This window comes from Pseudomonas cichorii (genome assembly GCF_018343775.1).
Classification (GTDB): Bacteria; Pseudomonadota; Gammaproteobacteria; order Pseudomonadales; family Pseudomonadaceae; genus Aquipseudomonas; species Aquipseudomonas cichorii.
The window spans coordinates 3,672,743-3,691,037 of the sequence record NZ_CP074349.1 but is presented as its reverse complement, the minus strand read 5'-3'; the positions used below and the strand labels follow the sequence as shown (position 1 = coordinate 3,691,037).

Below are 18,295 nucleotides of genomic sequence, written 5' to 3'. Positions count from 1 at the left end.
GGGCGTGACAGGTTTTTTCAAGGTTTTTCCGGCTCCGGGGACAACGTTCGTCTGACCGACCGGCAATCGGTGATGCAATCCATGACTTGAAAGACGAGTATATGGCTCCATCTACAGTGCATCACTTCAAACACTGCACGTCTTTCCCGGCGGGATCGGGCGTTGGCGGTGATTTCGTTTTTGCGGGTATGGCCTGCGCAGACGAACCCTTGGCGTAAACGAATCAAGAGGTAGGTCATGTCCGAGTTTCAGCTCGTCACCCGTTTTGAGCCAGCCGGCGATCAGCCCGAGGCCATTCTCCTGATGGTGGAAGGGATCGAGGCCGGGCTGGCGCATCAGACCCTGCTGGGTGTGACCGGCTCGGGCAAGACCTTCAGCATTGCCAACGTCATCGCCCAGGTGCAGCGCCCGACGCTGGTGCTGGCGCCGAACAAGACCCTGGCAGCCCAGTTGTATGGCGAGTTCAAGACGTTCTTCCCCAACAACGCGGTGGAATATTTCGTCTCTTATTACGATTACTACCAGCCCGAAGCCTATGTGCCGTCGTCGGACACCTTCATCGAGAAGGATGCTTCGATCAACGACCATATCGAGCAGATGCGCCTGTCAGCGACCAAGGCCCTGCTGGAGCGCAAGGACGCCATTATCGTCACCACGGTGTCCTGCATCTATGGTCTGGGCAGTCCGGAAACCTATCTGCGCATGGTCTTGCATATCGACCGTGGCGACAAACTCGACCAGCGGGCCTTGCTGCGCCGTCTGGCGGATCTGCAGTACACCCGCAACGACATGGATTTTGCCCGTGCGACCTTCCGGGTGCGAGGCGATGTCATTGATATCTACCCGGCCGAGTCCGATCTGGAAGCGATCCGCGTCGAACTGTTCGACGACGAGGTGGAAAGCCTGTCGGCGTTCGATCCGCTGACGGGTGAGGTGATCCGCAAGCTGCCACGTTTTACCTTCTACCCCAAGAGCCACTATGTGACTCCCCGCGAAACGCTGCTCGAAGCGATGGAAGGCATCAAGGTCGAGCTTCAGGAGCGTCTGGAATACCTGCGCAACAACAATAAGCTGGTGGAAGCCCAGCGTCTGGAGCAACGAACCCGTTTCGATCTGGAAATGATTCTGGAGCTGGGTTACTGCAACGGCATCGAAAACTACTCCCGCTATCTCTCGGGCCGCCCGTCGGGAGCGCCACCGCCCACGCTTTACGACTATCTGCCGCCTGACGCCTTGCTGGTGATCGACGAATCCCACGTCAGCGTGCCGCAGGTCGGTGCGATGTACAAAGGCGACCGATCGCGCAAGGAAACCCTGGTGGAATATGGCTTCCGGCTGCCCTCGGCGCTGGATAACCGGCCCATGCGTTTCGACGAGTGGGAGGCGGTCAGCCCGCAGACCATCTTTGTTTCGGCCACACCTGGAAATTACGAGGCCGAACATGCCGGGCGAATCATCGAACAGGTGGTGCGCCCGACAGGGCTGGTGGACCCGCAGGTCGAGATTCGTCCTGCGCTGACTCAGGTCGATGATCTGCTTTCGGAAATCAACAAGCGTGTGGCGCTGGAAGAGCGGGTGCTGGTCACGACTTTGACCAAGCGCATGGCCGAGGATCTGACCGATTATCTGGGCGACCATGGCGTGCGGGTCCGTTATCTGCACTCGGACATCGATACCGTTGAGCGGGTCGAGATCATCCGCGACCTGCGCCTCGGGGCGTTCGACGTGCTGGTGGGGATCAACCTGCTGCGCGAAGGCCTGGACATGCCGGAAGTGTCGCTGGTGGCGATTCTCGATGCCGACAAGGAAGGTTTCCTGCGTTCCGAACGCTCCCTGATCCAGACCATCGGTCGGGCTGCTCGTAACCTCAATGGCCGCGCGATTCTCTATGCCGATCGCATGACCGGTTCCATGGAGCGGGCCATTGGCGAGACCGAGCGGCGTCGTGAGAAACAGATCGCCCATAACCTGGCCAATGGCATCACGCCAAAGGGCGTCATCAAGGACGTGGCGGACATCATGGAAGGCGCGACGGTCCCTGGCTCGCGCAGCAAGAAGCGCAAAGGCATGGCCAAGGCCGCCGAAGAAAACGCACGCTACGAGAACGAACTGCGCTCACCCAGCGAAATCACCAAGCGCATTCGTCAACTGGAAGAGAAAATGTACCAGTTGGCCCGCGATCTGGAGTTCGAGGCCGCGGCGCAGATGCGCGACGAGATCGCCAAATTGCGTGAGCGGTTACTGGCGGTTTGATTCATCGATTTTTTCGCGAATGAATTCGCTCCTGCACGGGTTGAAGGAGCGAATTCATTCGCGAAGCATGGAGCCAAAAGGGTTCGGCCTGTTAAGATTCCGCGCTTGATCGATCTATTTCGGAATTTTTCATGACCACCGTTCGCACTCGCATTGCGCCATCACCCACTGGCGATCCCCACGTTGGCACCGCCTACATCGCGCTTTTCAACTACTGCTTTGCCAAGCAGCACGGTGGTGAGTTCATCCTGCGTATCGAAGATACCGATCAGTTGCGTTCGACCCGCGAGTCCGAGCAGCAGATTTTCGATGCATTGCGCTGGCTGGGCATTGAGTGGAGCGAAGGTCCGGATGTGGGCGGCCCACATGGCCCGTATCGTCAGAGCGAGCGAGGCGACATCTATCGCAAGTACGCTCAGCAACTGGTCGATCTCGGCCACGCCTTCCCGTGCTTCTGCACTGCCGAAGAGCTGGACGAGATGCGCGCCGAGCAGATGGCCAAGGGCGAGACGCCGCGCTATGACGGCCGCGCCTTGCTGCTCTCGAAGGAAGAAGTGCAGCGTCGCCTGGACGCCGGCGAGCCGCACGTCATCCGCATGAAAGTGCCGACCGAGGGCGTTTGCGTGGTGCCGGACATCCTGCGTGGCGAAGTGGAGATCCCGTGGGATCGCATGGACATGCAGGTCTTGATGAAGACTGACGGTCTGCCGACCTATTTTCTGGCCAACGTGGTGGATGACCACCTGATGGGGATCACCCACGTACTGCGTGGCGAAGAGTGGCTGCCGTCCGCGCCGAAACTGATTCTGCTCTACGAGTATTTCGGCTGGGACAAGCCGCAGTTGTGCTACATGCCGCTGCTGCGTAACCCCGACAAGAGCAAGCTGTCCAAGCGCAAGAACCCGACGTCGGTGACGTTCTACGAGCGCATGGGCTTCATGCCTGAGGCCATGCTCAACTACCTGGGTCGCATGGGCTGGTCGATGCCGGACGAGCGCGAGAAGTTCTCCCTGCAGGAAATGGTCGATAACTTCGACCTGTCCCGCGTCTCCCTGGGCGGTCCGATCTTCGATATCGAGAAACTGTCCTGGCTCAATGGTCAGTGGCTGCGCGAGTTGCCGGTCGAAGAGTTTGCCAGCCGGGTGCAGAACTGGGCGCTGAACCCCGAATACTTGATGAAGATCGCGCCGCATGTTCAGGGCCGTGTCGAAACCTTCAGCCAGATCGCGCCATTGGCCAGCTTCTTCTTCGCGGGCGGCGTGACGCCGGATGCGAAGCTGTTCGAGCACAAGAAGCTGTCGGGCGATCAGGTCCGCCAGTTGATGCAGTTGATCTTGTGGAAGCTCGAATCCCTGCGTCAGTGGGAGAAAGACCCGATTACTGCCTGTATCCAGGCGGTGGTCGATCATCTGGAGCTGAAACTGCGCGATGCCATGCCGCTGATGTTCGCCGCCATTACCGGTCAGGCCAGTTCGGTTTCGGTGCTCGATGCAATGGAAATCCTCGGGCCGGACCTCACCCGTTTCCGCCTGCGGCAGGCTATCGATCTGCTCGGCGGAGTTTCCAAGAAAGAAAACAAAGAGTGGGAAAAGCTGCTGGGTGCCATAGCCTGATGCAGTGAAGGATCACTGTGTGCTCGCAGGGCAGGGGTGCACAGTGATCGATTCGACCTCGGTTTTACGGGGGCGAAGCGTTAAGTGTTTGTTATGTCGACGAAAAATTTTCAAAAATGTTGAAAATAAATTTGACAGGTTAGCGACTCACGCTTAACATGCGCCCCGTCCACTGATGTGGGGCTATAGCTCAGCTGGGAGAGCGCTTGCATGGCATGCAAGAGGTCAGCGGTTCGATCCCGCTTAGCTCCACCAAACAAAGCGTTTCAAGGTCGGCTACATTGCCTTGAAACAGTACGATGACAGGAACCAGCGCCTGTCATGTACGAAAGAAGGTTTTGTCCCCTTCGTCTAGTGGCCTAGGACACCGCCCTTTCACGGCGGTAACAGGGGTTCGAGTCCCCTAGGGGACGCCATATTCAAAGAGTGATTCCGCAAGGTTGATCTCCGCCGCGAGGCGATAAATCCGGGGCTATAGCTCAGCTGGGAGAGCGCCTGCATGGCATGCAGGAGGTCAGCGGTTCGATCCCGCTTAGCTCCACCAATTTTGCCAGGATTCGCTTTTAGCGAATTTGCTCGAAGGTTTTGCGTCCCCTTCGTCTAGTGGCCTAGGACACCGCCCTTTCACGGCGGTAACAGGGGTTCGAGTCCCCTAGGGGACGCCACGATTTCTCGCTCTGCGAGACCAAGGGTCATTCGATTATTGAATGGCCCTTTTGTTTTTCTGGGCTGTTTTAATATCGCCCGGTCTGCTGCCACTTCCTCTTTTCCTTTCAAGCAACTTGTCTGTCTTCGGCAGATAAACTGCGTTGCGCTTGTCATTCGGGATTATGCGAATAATATTATCTGCGTAATTTCTGGAGATCGGCATGACAGATAAAAAAGCGCAAACTCGTGAGCGAATTCTCGATGCTGCCAGTGCGGCCTTGATCAGTCGGGGTCTGGAGCAGCCGAGCGTCAATGAGATCATGAGTGCTGCCGGGCTGACGGTGGGGGGGTTCTATGCTCACTTCGACAGCAAGGAATCGCTCATGCTTGAGGCCTTCGACCGGCTGCTGAAGCAGCGACGGTCTGCCATGGCGCAAGTCGACGAGCAACTTCCCTGTCATGAGCGACGTGCCTTGCTGGCGGCGTTTTATCTGTCACGCAAACATCGCGATGCCAAGGATGAGGCTTGCCCGCTGCCTTCCACCGTCGGGGATATGCCGCGCTTGCCGGAGGGCTTTCAGGCTTCATTGGCCGAGCATGTGGAATTGATGGTGGCGCAACTGTCCTCGACGCCAGAGGAGGCGGACAGCGTTCTGGCGGACCTCGCATTGATGGTGGGCGGTCTGGTGTTGGCCCGTGCGCTGGGCACCGGCGAGTTATCGGATCGTCTGTTGAGGGCGGCCAAGTCGGCGGTGGTTTAGACTGACCTCCTGGACATGAGTCCTCTTCATGACAACGGGAGCAAGTATGGTCTGGGATCGGGCAACGCCTTTTGTGATCGACCTCAATGTGGCAGCCGATGATATCGATGGCCTGGGACACGCCAATAATGCGGTGTATGTTTCCTGGCTGGAACGCTGCGCCTGGCGGCATTCCCAGCACCTGGGGCTGGACCTGAGTGAGTATCGGCGTCTGGACCGGGCCATGGCGGTGGTGCGGCATGAAATCGATTACCTGGCCAGCGCCTACGAAGATGATGAGCTGCAACTGGCCACCTGGATAGTCGACTGGGACAAACGTCTGAAAATGACCCGCTGCTTTCAGCTCAAGCGTCCGGTGGACGGCGTGACCCTGTTGCGTGCCCAGACCACTTTTGTCTGTATCGAACTGTCCAGTGGCAAGCCCAAGCGTATGCCGAGTGAATTTATCGAGGGTTATGGGGCTGCCATGTCGGGCGACGTTCCAAATCCCGCCGCCGGGCAGTAAACTGCCGGACTTTTTTTCGAGTGTGACCCATGCAAATTGCTCTGGCGCCCATGGAGGGGTTGGTCGACGACATCCTGCGTAATGTGCTGACCCGCGTCGGCGGCGTTGACTGGTGTGTGACCGAGTTCATCCGGGTGACCGAGCGGGTCATGCCTGCCGCCTATTTCTACAAGCTGGCTTCCGAGCTGCACACCGATGCGAAAACAGCCGCAGGCGTGCCATTGCATCTGCAATTGCTGGGTTCTGACCCGGTCTGTCTGGCAGAAAATGCCGCGTTCGCCTGTGAGCTGGGGGCGCCGGTGCTGGACCTGAACTTCGGTTGCCCGGCCAAGACCGTCAATCGCTCTCGTGGTGGTGCGATTCTGCTCAGGGAGCCTGAGCTGCTGCATTCCATCGTCAGTCATGTGCGACGTGCCGTGCCCAAGGGGATTCCGGTCACGGCCAAGATGCGTCTTGGGTACGAGAATACCGACGGCGCCCTGGATTGCGCCCGGGCGCTGGTGGATGGCGGTGCCGAGCGGATCGTGGTTCATGCACGGACCAAGGTCGATGGCTACAAGCCGCCTGCGCATTGGGAGTGGATTGCCAAGATTCAGGAAGTGGTCAAGGTTCCGGTGGTTGCCAATGGCGAAATCTGGACGGTGGATGACTGGCGGCGCTGCAAGGAGATTTGCGGTGCGCGGGACATCATGATCGGTCGCGGGCTGGTGGCACGTCCGGATCTGGCCCGGCAGATCGCTGCGGCGAATGCGGGCGAAGAGGTTGTCGAGATGACCTGGGCCGAGCTGCAGCCGATGTTGCGCACTTTCTGGAAGGACTGCCTGGCCAAGATGACCCTTATCCAGGCGCCGGGACGCCTCAAGCAATGGCTGGTGCTCCTGACCAAAAGCTACCCGGAGGCAGTGGTCATGTTCGATACCTTGCGCCGTGAAACGGACTGCGAACGCATCAGTACCTTGATCGGTTTTTCTCCCGACGAACGGTCGTAAACGCTGTAAAAAACGGCTCTTGAAATCTGCAGGACAGACCTTAATTTGGTGGTTAAGCGATACCGGATACGGATCGCATGACTACCGTCTCACTGATTAAGGAGAACCATTATGGCAACTGCATTCTCTTTGGCCCCACTCTTTCGCCATTCAGTGGGCTTCGACCGCTTCAATGACTTGTTCGAGTCGGTGGCCCGAAATGATTCAACCAGCAGTTATCCGCCTTACAACGTGGAAAAGCACTCCGATGATCACTATCGCATCGTGATTGCGGCTGCCGGCATGCAGGAAGAAGATTTTGAACTGCAGATCGAAAACGGCGTGCTGACCGTCAGTGCTGGCAAGCGGGGTGATGAAGTCGAAGGCATCACCTATCTGCACCAGGGTATTACCCGTCGCGAGTTCAAGTTGTCCTTCCGTCTTGCGGACCATATCGAAGTCAAGAATGCCAGCCTGTCTCACGGTCTGCTGAATATCGATCTGATTCGTCTGGTGCCGGAAGAGGCCAAGCCAAAGCGCATCCCGATCAATCAGCAGAAAGTGCTGCAGCATTAATCACGTATTCAGGAAGGCATCCACGGATGCCTTCCTTTTTTCTATTCCTGAGCCAGCAAGGTTTGCACGTTGGTTTCCGGCAAGCCTCTTTCAAGGCACAGCAGGGCTTCAAACTCTGCAGGGGGCAGTGGCTCGCTGAATAGATAGCCTTGATAGGTGTGGCAATTCAGTTGTTCGAGAAACGCCAGTTGCTCCACGGTTTCCACCCCTTCGGCGATGACGCTGAGGTTGAGGCTGTTGGCCATGCCAACGATGGCGCGAACGATCTCGGCATCGTTGGGGTCGGTGGCGGCTTCGTGGACGAACGACTGGTCGATCTTCAGAACGTCTACCGGCAGTCGCTTGAGATACGTCAGGGATGAATAGCCAGTGCCGAAATCATCCATGGCAAAGCTGACGCCGATCTTTTTCAGGCGCAGCATCTTGGCGATGGTGTCGTCCAGGTTCTCGATGACAATGCCTTCGGTGATTTCCAGCTTGAGCATGGTGGGTGGCAGGCGATGGCGCTTCAGGCAGCTTTCCACTTGCTCGACGAAGTCAGTCTGGCGGAACTGGCGCGGGCTGATATTCACGGCCAGCAAAAAATCGTTCAGCGGCAGCAGGTCTTGTTGCAATAACCTGCCTCCCACTTTGCAGGCTTCTTCAAGGGCCCAGCCGCCAACTTCCAGAATCATCCCGCTTTCTTCGAGGATCTGAATGAACTGCGTAGGTGCCAGCAGGCCGTAATCGGGATGCTGCCAGCGCAGCAGGGCTTCTGCGCCAATGATCCTGTCGCTCTGGGTGTTGACCTGAGCCTGGTAGTACAAGTGCAGTTCGTTGCGGGTCAGGGCCATGCGCAGGTCGTTTTCCATGCGCAGGCGCTGGCTGGCGGCTTTCTGCATGGAGCGATGGAACAGCTGTGCGGCATTGCGCCCCGAGTCCTTGGCGCGATACAGCGCAATGTCGGCGCGCTTGAGGATATCGGCGGGGTTGGAGCCATGATCGGGTATGAGGGCAATACCGATGCTCGGTGTCACTTGCAGGCGCTGCCGGTCAATGAACATGGGTTCTGCCAGCAGCTTGCGCAGGTTGTCGGCGAGGTCCTGTACCTGAGTGGCGACTTCATGCCGGGAGCCTTCGAGGCCGCCGATCAGGACCACGAACTCATCGCCGCCCAGTCGGGCAACGGTATCTTCAAGGCGTACGCTGGCTTCAAGGCGGGCGGTGACGATGGTCAGCACGCAGTCGCCCATCGGATGGCCCAGGGAATCATTGATGTGCTTGAAGTGGTCCAGATCCAGAAACAGCAGGGCGCCGCGCAGGTTGTCCTGTTTGAGCTGAGTGAGTTGCTGGCTGAGCCTTTCCATCAGCATGGCGCGGTTGGGCAGGTTGGTCAGCGGGTCGTGATAGGCCAGGTGCTGGACCTGAGCCTGAGCGTGCTTCAGTTCACTGATGTCGCGGGCGGTAACCAGCAGGCAGGCGGTTTCATTCAGGGTGATGAGTTCGGCAGAAATATCCAGAACGAGCGGCGTGCCATTCTTGTGTCGCCCGGACATTTCCATGTGATGGATCTTGCCCGTCGTGCGCAATTGATCGGTCACTTGCCTGAGTTGTTCCGGCTCTACCCAGAGGCCTGCTTCAAGGGCGGTACGCCCCAGGACTTCCTGGCTGGTAAAGCCGGTAAGGCGGCAGAAACCGTCATTGACCTCTACATAGTGGCCGGATTCCAGTTCGGTAATGGTGATCGAGTCCGGGCTTGAGTGAAACGCCTTGGCGAATTTCTCTTCGCTGGCCAGTAGTGCCGAGCGTGCATGCTGTTGGGTGATATCCAGCAGAGTGCCGGATAACTTGAGGGGCGCGCCGTTTTCATCCCGATACAGGTGGGCGCGGCCTTCCAGCAGGCGGAGTGCGCCATTTTTCAGTTGCAGCCGGTAGGTGATCTGGAAACTGTCGTCCTGGCTGTCGAGCATGGCGTTGTAGGCCTGGCGCATGCGGTTGCGTTCTTCGGCAGGAACGTCAGTGAAAAAGATATGCAGGGTGTCGTTGAATGGCTGTGCCGACATCCCGTGCAGCTGGGCTGCCTGAGCCGATGCATGCAGCGTGTCGCTGGGGATGTGCCAGTCCCAGGTTCCCATCTGAGCTGCCCCCAGAGCCATCTCCAGACGGTCGCGCAGTTCCTTGAGCGCTTGTTCCGCACTGATGTGCGTCAGGGAGGAGCTATCTACCGGGATGGACATATGATCACGAGCCTTTATGAATAAAGCCTGTAAAACGATCGATTTTCATCATGTAACCCGTATATCAGGGTTCTGATGTTCTGTCTTGGAAATAAACGGCCGGTCGTCAGGCCTGTGCATCGAGGAGAGCCATGAACGCCTTGGCGGCATTGGAGAGCGTCCGTTCGGTGTGCAGGATGTAGCCTAGCTGGCGATTGAGTTGTACGCCCGGCAATGGAATACGCGCTACCTGTTCGTCGAGCATGGTGCGTGGCAGTACGCTCCAGGCCAGCCCGATGGACACCATCATTTTGATGGTTTCCATATAGTTGGTGCTCATGGCGATGTTCGGCTTGAGGCCCTGGGCTTCACAGAGGCCGCTGACGATGTGATGGGTAAAGGTGTTGCTGCCGGGAAAGACGGCCGGGTAGCGCACGATGTCCTCAAGCTTCATCGGGCCGCTGTTGGTCAGCGGGTGTTCCGGGGCTGCGACGAAATCCAGAGGATCATCCCAGACCGGCACGGCGCGTACCAGCGAGTGAGGATGAGGCGCGAGGGTAATGACCGCCAGTTCTGCGCGGCCATGGAGAATTTCTTCGTAGGCCACTTCCGAATCCAGGAACTGAATGTCCAGTGCCACTTCGGGGTAGGCGCGAGTGAACTCTCTTAATAAAGGCGGCAAACGGTGCAGGCCGATGTGATGACTGGTGGCCAGGGTCAGACGACCGGTCACTTCGCCGGTGAGGTTGGTCAGAGCACGACGGGTGTCATCCAGCACATTGAGAATCTGATAGGCGCGGGGCAGCAGAGCGCGGCCAGCCTCGGTCAGGCTGACTTCCCGGCCCAGGCGATCGAACAGCCGGACATTCAATTGTTGCTCAAGGCCTGCGATGCGTTTGCTGATTGCAGGCTGGGTCAGATGCAGTTGTTCGCCGGCTCCCGAGAAGCTGCCGGTTTCAGCAATCGCGATAAAAGCATTGAGGTTGGCAAGGTCCATGGTCGGATTCCGATTGGTTATCCAAAGCATAAAAATTATGAATTTGAGTTATTTAAGCATATTCCATAGCATTGTCCGCACAAGCCAAGGGGTCATCGATTTCCGATTGCCCAAGGCATAGAAAGAAAGCAGATGAGGAAGTACGTCCGATGGCCGGCAAAACGCTCTACGACAAGCTCTGGGATTCGCATTTGGTCAAACAGCGCGACGATGGTTCGGCGCTGATCTACATCGACCGCCATATCATCCATGAAGTGACCTCGCCGCAGGCCTTTGAAGGTTTGCGTCTGGCCGGGCGCAAACCATGGCGCATCGATTCCATCATTGCGACCCCGGACCACAACGTTCCGACCACTGCCGAGCGCAAGGGCGGTATCGGTGCCATCGAAGACGAAGTCTCGCGTCTGCAGGTCCAGACCCTGGACGACAACTGCGACGAATACGGCATCACCGAATTCAAGATGAACGACCCGCGTCAAGGCATCGTGCACGTGGTTGGCCCGGAGCAGGGCGCGACCTTGCCGGGCATGAGTGTCGTTTGCGGCGATTCGCATACGTCGACCCACGGTGCATTCGGTGCGCTGGCCCACGGCATCGGCACTTCCGAGGTCGAGCACGTGCTCGCGACCCAGTGTCTGGTCGCCAAGAAAATGAAAAACATGCTGGTGTCGGTCGAAGGCCAGTTGCCGCCAGGTGTTACTGCCAAGGACATCGTGCTCGCCGTCATCGGCAAGATCGGTACGGCAGGTGGTAACGGTTACGCCATCGAGTTCGCCGGCAGCGCGATTCGTGACCTGTCCATCGAAGGCCGCATGACCATCTGCAACATGTCCATCGAAGCAGGCGCTCGCGTCGGCATGGTGGCCACTGACGAGAAAACCGTCGAATACGTCAAGGGTCGTCCGTTCTCGCCCAAGGGTGCTGAGTGGGACCTGGCGGTCGAAGCCTGGAAGGATCTGGTTTCCGATCCGGATGCGGTGTTCGACACCGTGGTCGAGCTGGACGCTGCGCAGATCAAGCCGCAGGTCAGCTGGGGTACTTCTCCTGAAATGGTATTGGCCGTCGATCAGAACGTGCCCGATCCGGCTCAGGAAGCCGATCTGGTCAAGCGGGGTTCCATCGAGCGCGCCCTGAAGTACATGGGCCTCAAGGCCAATCAGCCGATCACCGATATCCAGCTGGATCGCGTGTTCATCGGTTCCTGCACCAACTCGCGCATCGAAGACCTGCGCGCCGCGGCCGATGTCGCCAAGGGCCGCAAGGTGGCTGCGACCGTCAAGCAGGCCATCGTGGTTCCGGGTTCGGGGCTGATCAAGGAGCAGGCCGAGAAAGAAGGTCTGGACAAGATCTTCATCGAAGCCGGCTTTGAATGGCGTGAGCCGGGCTGCTCGATGTGCCTGGCCATGAACCCGGATCGCCTGGGTTCCGGTGAGCATTGCGCCTCCACCTCGAACCGTAACTTCGAAGGACGTCAGGGTGCCGGTGGTCGTACTCACCTGGTCAGCCCGGCAATGGCGGCAGCGGCAGCGGTCAACGGTCGTTTCATCGATGTCCGTGACTTGATCCAGCACTAAGGAGCCCAGCATGAAAGCGTTTACCCAGCACAACGGCCTTGTCGCTCCTCTGGATCGTGCCAACGTCGACACCGACCAGATCATCCCCAAGCAGTTTCTCAAGTCGATCAAGCGCACGGGTTTTGGCCCGAACCTGTTCGATGAGTGGCGTTACCTGGATGTGGGCCAGCCTTATCAGGACAACTCCAAGCGTCCGTTGAACACCGACTTCGTGCTCAACCATGCCCGTTATCAAGGCGCCAGCGTACTGCTGGCCCGCGAGAACTTCGGCTGCGGCTCCAGCCGTGAGCACGCGCCATGGGCGCTTGAAGAGTATGGTTTCTGCGCGATCATCGCACCGAGCTATGCCGACATCTTCTTCAACAACAGCTTCAAGAACGGCCTGCTGCCGATCATCCTGGCTGAAGACGAAGTCGATCAGTTGTTCCAGCAGGTTGAAGCCAATGAAGGCTACCAGTTGAGCATCGACCTTCAGGCGCAGACCGTGACCCGTCCTGACGGCAAGGTCCTGAGCTTCGAGATCGACGCTTTCCGCAAGCACTGCCTGCTCAACGGTCTGGACGATATCGGCCTGACCCTGGTGGACAGCGATGCCATCGCCACTTTCGAGAGCAAGCACCGCGCCAGCCAGCCGTGGTTGTTTCGTGGCTGATTTTTGATCGCGAATGAATTCGCTCCGACACACCGCGTAGGAGCCAATTCATTCGCGAAAAGCGACATGTCAGGTGCCACCCAAGGCACCGATGCACAAAATTGAGGATGTTATGAGCAAGCAGATTCTGATTCTCCCAGGCGATGGTATTGGTCCGGAAATCATGACCGAAGCGGTCAAGGTGCTGGAAGTGGCCAATGAGAAGTATCAACTGGGCTTCGAGCTGACCCACGACGTGATTGGCGGCGCTGCCATCGACAAGCATGGCGTGCCGCTGGCCGACGAAACCCTGGATCGTGCCCGTGCTGCCGATGCGGTGTTGCTGGGTGCCGTGGGTGGTCCGAAGTGGGACGCGATCGAGCGTGACATTCGTCCTGAGCGCGGTCTGCTGAAGATTCGTTCGCAACTGGGCCTGTTCGGCAACCTGCGTCCGGCGATTCTTTATCCGCAACTGGCCGATGCTTCCAGCCTCAAGCCGGAAATCGTTGCAGGCCTGGACATCCTCATCGTTCGCGAGCTGACCGGTGGCATCTATTTCGGCGCGCCGCGTGGCACCCGCGAGCTGGAAAACGGCGAGCGTCAGTCCTACGACACCCTGCCTTACAGCGAGAGCGAGATTCGCCGTATTGCGCGGGTCGGTTTCGACATGGCCATGGTGCGCGGCAAGAAGCTGTGCTCGGTGGACAAGGCCAACGTACTGGCTTCCAGCCAATTGTGGCGCGAAGTGGTGGAGCAGGTCGCCAAGGACTACCCTGAGGTCGAACTGAGCCACATGTACGTCGACAACGCCGCCATGCAACTGGTGCGTGCGCCTAAGCAGTTCGACGTGATAGTGACCGACAACATGTTCGGCGATATTCTTTCCGACGAAGCTTCAATGCTGACCGGTTCCATCGGCATGCTGCCGTCGGCCTCGCTGGATGCCCACAACAAAGGCATGTACGAGCCTTGCCACGGTTCGGCGCCGGACATTGCCGGGCAGGGCATTGCCAACCCGTTGGCGACCATCCTGTCGGTATCGATGATGCTGCGTTACAGCTTCAATCTGACCGCTGCTGCTGATGCCATTGAACAGGCTGTCAGTCTGGTTCTGGATCAGGGCTTGCGTACTGGCGACATCTGGTCGGCCGGTAACGTGAAGGTCGGTACCCGTGAAATGGGCGACGCAGTAGTCGCCGCGCTGCGGAATCTGTAATCTCTCTGGCCCGCTGCTCGCTGTGCATGACACATGTGCGGCAGCGGTCCCACTTTTATTCAAGGTGTAGTTGCGATGAAACGTGTAGGTCTGATCGGTTGGCGTGGCATGGTGGGTTCCGTGCTCATGCAGCGGATGCGGGAAGAGCAGGACTTCGATCTCATTGAGCCGGTGTTCTTCACTACCTCCAATGTCGGTGGCCAGGCTCCGTCGGTAGGCAAGGATGTTGCGCCTCTGAAGGATGCCTACAGCATCGAAGAACTGAAAACCCTCGACGTGGTTCTGACCTGCCAGGGCGGCGACTACACCAATGAGGTGTTCCCTAAACTGCGCGAAGCCGGTTGGCAGGGCTACTGGATCGACGCGGCCTCCAGCCTGCGCATGCAGGACGATGCCGTGATCGTGCTGGACCCGGTGAACCGCAAGGTCATCGACCAGCAACTGGACGCGGGCACCAAGAACTACATCGGCGGCAACTGCACCGTCAGCCTGATGCTGATGGGCCTGGGTGGTCTGTTCGAGGCCGGTCTGGTGGAGTGGATGAACGCCATGACGTATCAGGCGGCATCCGGTGCCGGCGCGCAGAACATGCGTGAGCTGATCAAGCAGATGGGCACTGTCCATTCTTCGGTCGCCGATGATCTGGCCAACCCGGCCAGCGCCATCCTCGACATCGACCGCAAGGTCGCTGAAGCCATGCGCGGCGAGGCTTTCCCTACCGAGAACTTCGGTGTGCCACTGGCTGGCAGCCTGATCCCCTGGATCGACAAGGAACTGCCAAACGGCCAGAGCCGTGAAGAGTGGAAAGGCCAGGCCGAGACCAACAAGATTCTGGGTCGCTTCAAGAGCCCGATTCCGGTGGATGGTATCTGTGTTCGTATCGGCGCCATGCGCTGCCACAGCCAGGCTCTGACCATCAAACTGAACAAGGATGTGCCGATTGCGGACATCGAAGGTTTGATCAGCCAGCACAACCCTTGGGTCAAGCTGGTCCCGAACCATCGCGAAGACAGCATCCGCGAGCTTAGCCCGACTGCCGTGACCGGCACCATGAGCGTTCCGGTGGGGCGTCTGCGCAAGCTGAACATGGGGTCGCAATACCTGGGCGCTTTCACCGTAGGCGACCAGCTGCTGTGGGGCGCGGCCGAGCCGTTGCGTCGCATGCTGCGGATCCTGCTGGAGCGTTGATTCGCTGAAGCTGTCAAAAGAACGCCCCTCATCAGGGGCGTTTTTTATGGCTGCGATTCAGGGTGCCGTTTCCTGGTGCTGTGCTCGGGGCCCCGCAATGCCGGTGGCTTTGCGACCCCAGACCTTGCCCAGCTCAATGCCCGGCAGTTCGATATAGCGATGCGTCAGTACCGACAGCAGCAACACCATACCGACGCTGATCGCGATGATCAGATTGTCCAGCAGCATGCTTTGGGTATGGATGTAGCGCAGGGCAACATTGGGGATTTCACTGGGAAGGTCGATCAGCAGGTCATGGCCGGTGACTTTGCCGAACAGCATCAGGCTCGTTGTCACGAAGAACAGTACGATGGTGTGAGTCATGTAGATCGAAAAGGACAGGGTGCCTGCCCACTTGAACGGCCGGGCGCACAGCCCTCTCGAAATCCCGCCTGCCTCGAAGGCAAACAGCCCGATCACCGCGCAGAACAACAGGCTCAGGGAAATATTCTGTGAGGGGCCGCTGTAGGTGATCGCCATGTAGACCGTCAGCAGGGCCAGCGCTTCCAGCCGCGTCGCCCAGCCTTTATGTAGCTCAAGCCCTTTGAATCTTGAGTAGAGCCGATAAGTCATTACTCCGCTGAAGAAGCACGCCAGGCCTGTCAGGGCGCCTTCGTTGAGGAAGGTGTCTTTGAAGTACAGCGCGACGAAGGCCAGGACAGCGATGGCCGCGAATATCTGCCGCGACCTCCCGGGCAGCCCGACGGCAATCAGGGCGAAGAGCAGGTACAGATAGAACTCGACGCTGATGCTCCAGGACGGGAAGTTGAACGACAAGTGGTTGAAGCCAGGCCACCAGGATTGCAGCAGCAACAGATTGGGCAGGATTTCGTCGGCAGCCCGTGGACCAGTAAAGCTGCCCGCGGCAAAAAGGATGCCCTGTTGTTCGGCGGCCAGCTTCAGGAACTCGAACAGCAGAGCCGCTAGCAGGGTCGCCAAATGCAGCGGGTACAGACGGCAGACCCGCGCAATGACAAAGCGCTTCAGTTGTGCCGTGCTGCCCAGTCGGTCGGCGTAAATGTGATAGAGCACAAAGCCGCTGAGCACGAAGAAAAAATTCACCAGGTAATTGGCGTGCTTGAAAAACGCCAGTTCAGTAACGCTTTGCGTTGCATGAAAGTGATGCAGCACCACCGCAAGGGCACAAAGCCCGCGAAAGCTGTCGAGCACGAGAAATCGCTTCATGGCTTGGGTTCCTTGAAGGGCGGTTGAGGCTGCAAACAGCGCAGGAGGGCAGTACTGAGGGATGGGGCGTCGATATGCCGGGCACGTTACCACTGCGGCAAAGCTGCCGAGGGAAAGGGGGAGTGCCGGGTATTTAGAGAGACGTTACCAACATTAGCGCATTAAGAAGCAAGGCAGGGTTTAAATTAATCCCTATATATGGGATTGAAAATTACATATTGAGATTTGTCTTTCGATGGGCTTATAGTCCGCCTCGCACTCACTTTTAAAAAAACAACAGGTGAAGCGATGGCGGCGCAATTGATCGCGCTCGATTGGGGGACAACCTCACTTCGTGCTTATCGACTTGGCGAACACGGCCAGGTCCTGGAACAACGCTCCTTGAGCGCAGGCATCATGCAATTGCCGGATACTCCCCGGCTGATTGCAGGCGCTCTGTGCAGCGATGGTTTTGAACTGGCCTTTGATCAGGCCTGTGGCGACTGGCTCGATGCGCAACCGGATCTGCCGGTGATTGCCTGCGGCATGGTGGGCAGTGCCCAGGGCTGGCGCGAGGCGGTGTACCGGGAAACGCCTGCCAGCGTCGGTGAACTGAGCGCAGCCTTGCAGACCGTGCGCAGCCTGCGCGGCGTCGATATCCATATCATCCCCGGTGTACTGCAGCGCTCGACCCTGCCCAATGTGATGCGCGGTGAAGAAACCCAGGTGCTCGGTGTACTGGCTTCCCTCGATGAGTCGGCGACCCGTCGGCCCCTGTTGATCGGCCTTCCTGGCAGCCACTCCAAATGGGTGCATGTGGTGGAAGGCTGCATCGTTCATTTCGATACCTTCATGACCGGTGAGGTATACGCGGCCTTGTGCGGGCACACCATTCTCGGCCGCACCATGCGGCCCGGCGAAACCTTCGATATCCATGCGTTCGACTGCGGGCTGTCCATTGCCCTGTCGCCAGAGGGCGCGTCCGGTCTGCTCTCGACCATTTTCAGTTCCCGGACCCTGGGCCTGACCGGTCAGCTCGATGCCAGCGCCCAGCCTGACTATCTGTCCGGTCTATTGATCGGGCATGAGCTGGATGCCCTGACCAGAATCCAGCAAAAAAGCCTGAAGCAACTGCCTGCTGTGATCCTGATCGGCAGCGAGTCGCTTTGCACACGTTACACACGCGGCCTTACGGCTTGCGGTTTCGATCAGGTGACCACAGCCACGCAGGCGACCGAGCGGGGTTTGTGGCAAGTGGCCGTTCAGGCCGGCCTGATCGCGTCCGGGCCTTCAACAGATCCCTACGAGGTGTGAAATGCTCAAGCAAGCTCTGAAGGAAAACGGACTGGTCGCGATTCTGCGCGGCCTGCGTCCCGAAGAAGCTCCAGCCATTGGCGAGGTCTTGTATCAGGCCGGTTTCCGGGTGATCGAGGTGCCGCTCAACTCGCCACAGCCTTATGACAGCATCACTCTGTTGCGCCAGTACCTGCCTGCCGATTGTCTGGTCGGTGCCGGAACCGTGCTGACGCCGGAGCATGTCGATCAGGTCAAGGAGGCGGGCGGTCAGGTCATCGTCATGCCGCACAGCGACCCGAAGGTCTTGCGTGCGGCCAAGGCTGCCGGATTGTTCCTGTCGCCAGGCGTCGCCACGCCGACCGAAGCCTTTGCGGCTCTGGCCGAAGGGGCTGATGTGCTCAAGCTGTTCCCCGCCGAGCAAATGTCGCCTGCGGTAGTGAAGGCCTGGCTGGCGGTATTGCCAGCCGGAACGGTGCTGCTGCCAGTGGGTGGCATTACGCCGGAGAACATGAAGGTCTTCCTCGAGGCCGGCGTCAAAGGCTTTGGCCTGGGCTCCGGGCTGTTCAAGCCGGGCATGAGTGCGGTAGATGTGGAGCAGCGTGCCAAGGCTTACGTCAGTGCCTGGCGTGAACTGACTTCCAACTGACCGGCGCGCCGAGCGCTTCTTCCCC

At 58.7% G+C, this 18,295-nt stretch carries 15 protein-coding genes and 4 tRNA genes; 16 read left to right on the top strand and 3 right to left on the bottom strand.

Annotated elements, in window-relative coordinates; genetic code table 11:
* Positions 1–237: 237 nt before the first annotated feature.
* From uvrB to KGD89_RS15400, 10 genes are all read left to right on the top strand, one after another.
* Positions 238–2,253 carry an excinuclease ABC subunit UvrB gene (gene uvrB, locus KGD89_RS15445; RefSeq protein WP_025260667.1) on the top strand — a complete coding sequence of 672 codons (2,016 nt, stop codon included), beginning with the start codon at positions 238–240 and terminating at the stop codon, positions 2,251–2,253.
* Between the two features lie 131 nt (positions 2,254–2,384).
* A complete protein-coding gene (gltX, locus tag KGD89_RS15440) occupies positions 2,385–3,866 on the top strand; it encodes a glutamate--tRNA ligase (RefSeq protein ID WP_025260666.1) in 1,482 nt (493 codons plus the stop codon).
* 179 nt (positions 3,867–4,045) lie between these two features.
* Positions 4,046–4,121 (top strand) — tRNA-Ala (locus tag KGD89_RS15435).
* A gap of 85 nt (positions 4,122–4,206) precedes the next feature.
* A tRNA-Glu gene (locus tag KGD89_RS15430) sits at positions 4,207–4,282 on the top strand.
* Positions 4,283–4,334: 52 nt separating this feature from the next.
* Positions 4,335–4,410 (top strand) — tRNA-Ala (locus KGD89_RS15425).
* A 45-nt stretch (positions 4,411–4,455) separates the two neighbouring features.
* Positions 4,456–4,531: transfer RNA gene (locus KGD89_RS15420), tRNA-Glu, on the top strand.
* 204 nt (positions 4,532–4,735) lie between these two features.
* Complete coding sequence (locus KGD89_RS15415) at positions 4,736–5,275, top strand: TetR/AcrR family transcriptional regulator (RefSeq protein WP_025260665.1); 540 nt, start codon at positions 4,736–4,738, stop codon at positions 5,273–5,275.
* Between the two features lie 46 nt (positions 5,276–5,321).
* Positions 5,322–5,780 (top strand): acyl-CoA thioesterase, encoded by a 459-nt coding sequence (locus KGD89_RS15410; protein ID WP_025260664.1) that lies wholly within the window; start codon positions 5,322–5,324, stop codon positions 5,778–5,780.
* A gap of 29 nt (positions 5,781–5,809) precedes the next feature.
* Entirely contained in the window at positions 5,810–6,769 is a 960-nt protein-coding gene (locus tag KGD89_RS15405; RefSeq protein WP_025260663.1) for a tRNA dihydrouridine synthase, read from the top strand.
* Between the two features lie 111 nt (positions 6,770–6,880).
* Positions 6,881–7,324, top strand: coding sequence for an Hsp20 family protein (locus KGD89_RS15400; RefSeq protein ID WP_025260662.1), 444 nt, complete (start codon positions 6,881–6,883; stop codon positions 7,322–7,324).
* A 41-nt stretch (positions 7,325–7,365) separates the two neighbouring features.
* Here the strand turns inward: KGD89_RS15400 and KGD89_RS15395 are convergent, their stop codons facing one another.
* Complete coding sequence (locus tag KGD89_RS15395) at positions 7,366–9,540, bottom strand: putative bifunctional diguanylate cyclase/phosphodiesterase (RefSeq protein WP_025260661.1); 2,175 nt, start codon at positions 9,538–9,540, stop codon at positions 7,366–7,368.
* A 106-nt stretch (positions 9,541–9,646) separates the two neighbouring features.
* Positions 9,647–10,516, bottom strand: coding sequence for a LysR family transcriptional regulator (locus tag KGD89_RS15390; RefSeq protein WP_025260660.1), 870 nt, complete (start codon positions 10,514–10,516; stop codon positions 9,647–9,649).
* Positions 10,517–10,665: 149 nt separating this feature from the next.
* On the opposite strand from KGD89_RS15390, the gene leuC reads away from it, so the two are divergent.
* From leuC to asd, 4 genes are all read left to right on the top strand, one after another.
* On the top strand, positions 10,666–12,090 hold the full coding sequence (leuC, locus tag KGD89_RS15385) for a 3-isopropylmalate dehydratase large subunit (RefSeq protein ID WP_025260659.1): 1,425 nt from the start codon (positions 10,666–10,668) through the stop codon (positions 12,088–12,090).
* Positions 12,091–12,100: 10 nt separating this feature from the next.
* Complete coding sequence (leuD, locus tag KGD89_RS15380) at positions 12,101–12,742, top strand: 3-isopropylmalate dehydratase small subunit (RefSeq protein ID WP_025260658.1); 642 nt, start codon at positions 12,101–12,103, stop codon at positions 12,740–12,742.
* Between the two features lie 112 nt (positions 12,743–12,854).
* On the top strand, positions 12,855–13,937 hold the full coding sequence (gene leuB, locus KGD89_RS15375; protein ID WP_025260657.1) for a 3-isopropylmalate dehydrogenase: 1,083 nt from the start codon (positions 12,855–12,857) through the stop codon (positions 13,935–13,937).
* A 75-nt stretch (positions 13,938–14,012) separates the two neighbouring features.
* Positions 14,013–15,125 (top strand): aspartate-semialdehyde dehydrogenase, encoded by a 1,113-nt coding sequence (gene asd, locus KGD89_RS15370; RefSeq protein WP_025260656.1) that lies wholly within the window; start codon positions 14,013–14,015, stop codon positions 15,123–15,125.
* A 57-nt stretch (positions 15,126–15,182) separates the two neighbouring features.
* Here asd and KGD89_RS15365 read toward each other — a convergent pair whose 3' ends face one another.
* On the bottom strand, positions 15,183–16,349 hold the full coding sequence (locus KGD89_RS15365) for an acyltransferase family protein (protein ID WP_025260655.1): 1,167 nt from the start codon (positions 16,347–16,349) through the stop codon (positions 15,183–15,185).
* A 288-nt stretch (positions 16,350–16,637) separates the two neighbouring features.
* On the opposite strand from KGD89_RS15365, the gene KGD89_RS15360 reads away from it, so the two are divergent.
* Both KGD89_RS15360 and KGD89_RS15355 read left to right on the top strand, forming a co-directional pair.
* Positions 16,638–17,642, top strand: a complete 1,005-nt coding sequence (locus tag KGD89_RS15360; protein WP_025260654.1) for a 2-dehydro-3-deoxygalactonokinase — start codon at positions 16,638–16,640, stop codon at positions 17,640–17,642.
* Position 17,643: 1 nt separating this feature from the next.
* A complete protein-coding gene (locus KGD89_RS15355; RefSeq protein ID WP_025260653.1) occupies positions 17,644–18,270 on the top strand; it encodes a 2-dehydro-3-deoxy-6-phosphogalactonate aldolase in 627 nt (208 codons plus the stop codon).
* Positions 18,271–18,295: the final 25 nt, after the last annotated feature.

Coding starts and splice junctions, on each gene's coding strand:
- uvrB (WP_025260667.1), top strand. CDS start 238: ATGTCCGAGTTTCAGCTCGTCACCCGTTTTGAGCCAGCCGGCGATCAG.
- KGD89_RS15405 (WP_025260663.1), top strand. CDS start 5,810: ATGCAAATTGCTCTGGCGCCCATGGAGGGGTTGGTCGACGACATCCTG.
- KGD89_RS15360 (WP_025260654.1), top strand. CDS start 16,638: ATGGCGGCGCAATTGATCGCGCTCGATTGGGGGACAACCTCACTTCGT.
- gltX (WP_025260666.1), top strand. CDS start 2,385: ATGACCACCGTTCGCACTCGCATTGCGCCATCACCCACTGGCGATCCC.
- KGD89_RS15415 (WP_025260665.1), top strand. CDS start 4,736: ATGACAGATAAAAAAGCGCAAACTCGTGAGCGAATTCTCGATGCTGCC.
- asd (WP_025260656.1), top strand. CDS start 14,013: ATGAAACGTGTAGGTCTGATCGGTTGGCGTGGCATGGTGGGTTCCGTG.
- KGD89_RS15410 (WP_025260664.1), top strand. CDS start 5,322: ATGGTCTGGGATCGGGCAACGCCTTTTGTGATCGACCTCAATGTGGCA.
- KGD89_RS15365 (WP_025260655.1), bottom strand. CDS start 16,349: ATGAAGCGATTTCTCGTGCTCGACAGCTTTCGCGGGCTTTGTGCCCTT.
- KGD89_RS15400 (WP_025260662.1), top strand. CDS start 6,881: ATGGCAACTGCATTCTCTTTGGCCCCACTCTTTCGCCATTCAGTGGGC.
- leuB (WP_025260657.1), top strand. CDS start 12,855: ATGAGCAAGCAGATTCTGATTCTCCCAGGCGATGGTATTGGTCCGGAA.
- leuC (WP_025260659.1), top strand. CDS start 10,666: ATGGCCGGCAAAACGCTCTACGACAAGCTCTGGGATTCGCATTTGGTC.
- leuD (WP_025260658.1), top strand. CDS start 12,101: ATGAAAGCGTTTACCCAGCACAACGGCCTTGTCGCTCCTCTGGATCGT.
- KGD89_RS15395 (WP_025260661.1), bottom strand. CDS start 9,540: ATGTCCATCCCGGTAGATAGCTCCTCCCTGACGCACATCAGTGCGGAA.
- KGD89_RS15355 (WP_025260653.1), top strand. CDS start 17,644: ATGCTCAAGCAAGCTCTGAAGGAAAACGGACTGGTCGCGATTCTGCGC.
- KGD89_RS15390 (WP_025260660.1), bottom strand. CDS start 10,516: ATGGACCTTGCCAACCTCAATGCTTTTATCGCGATTGCTGAAACCGGC.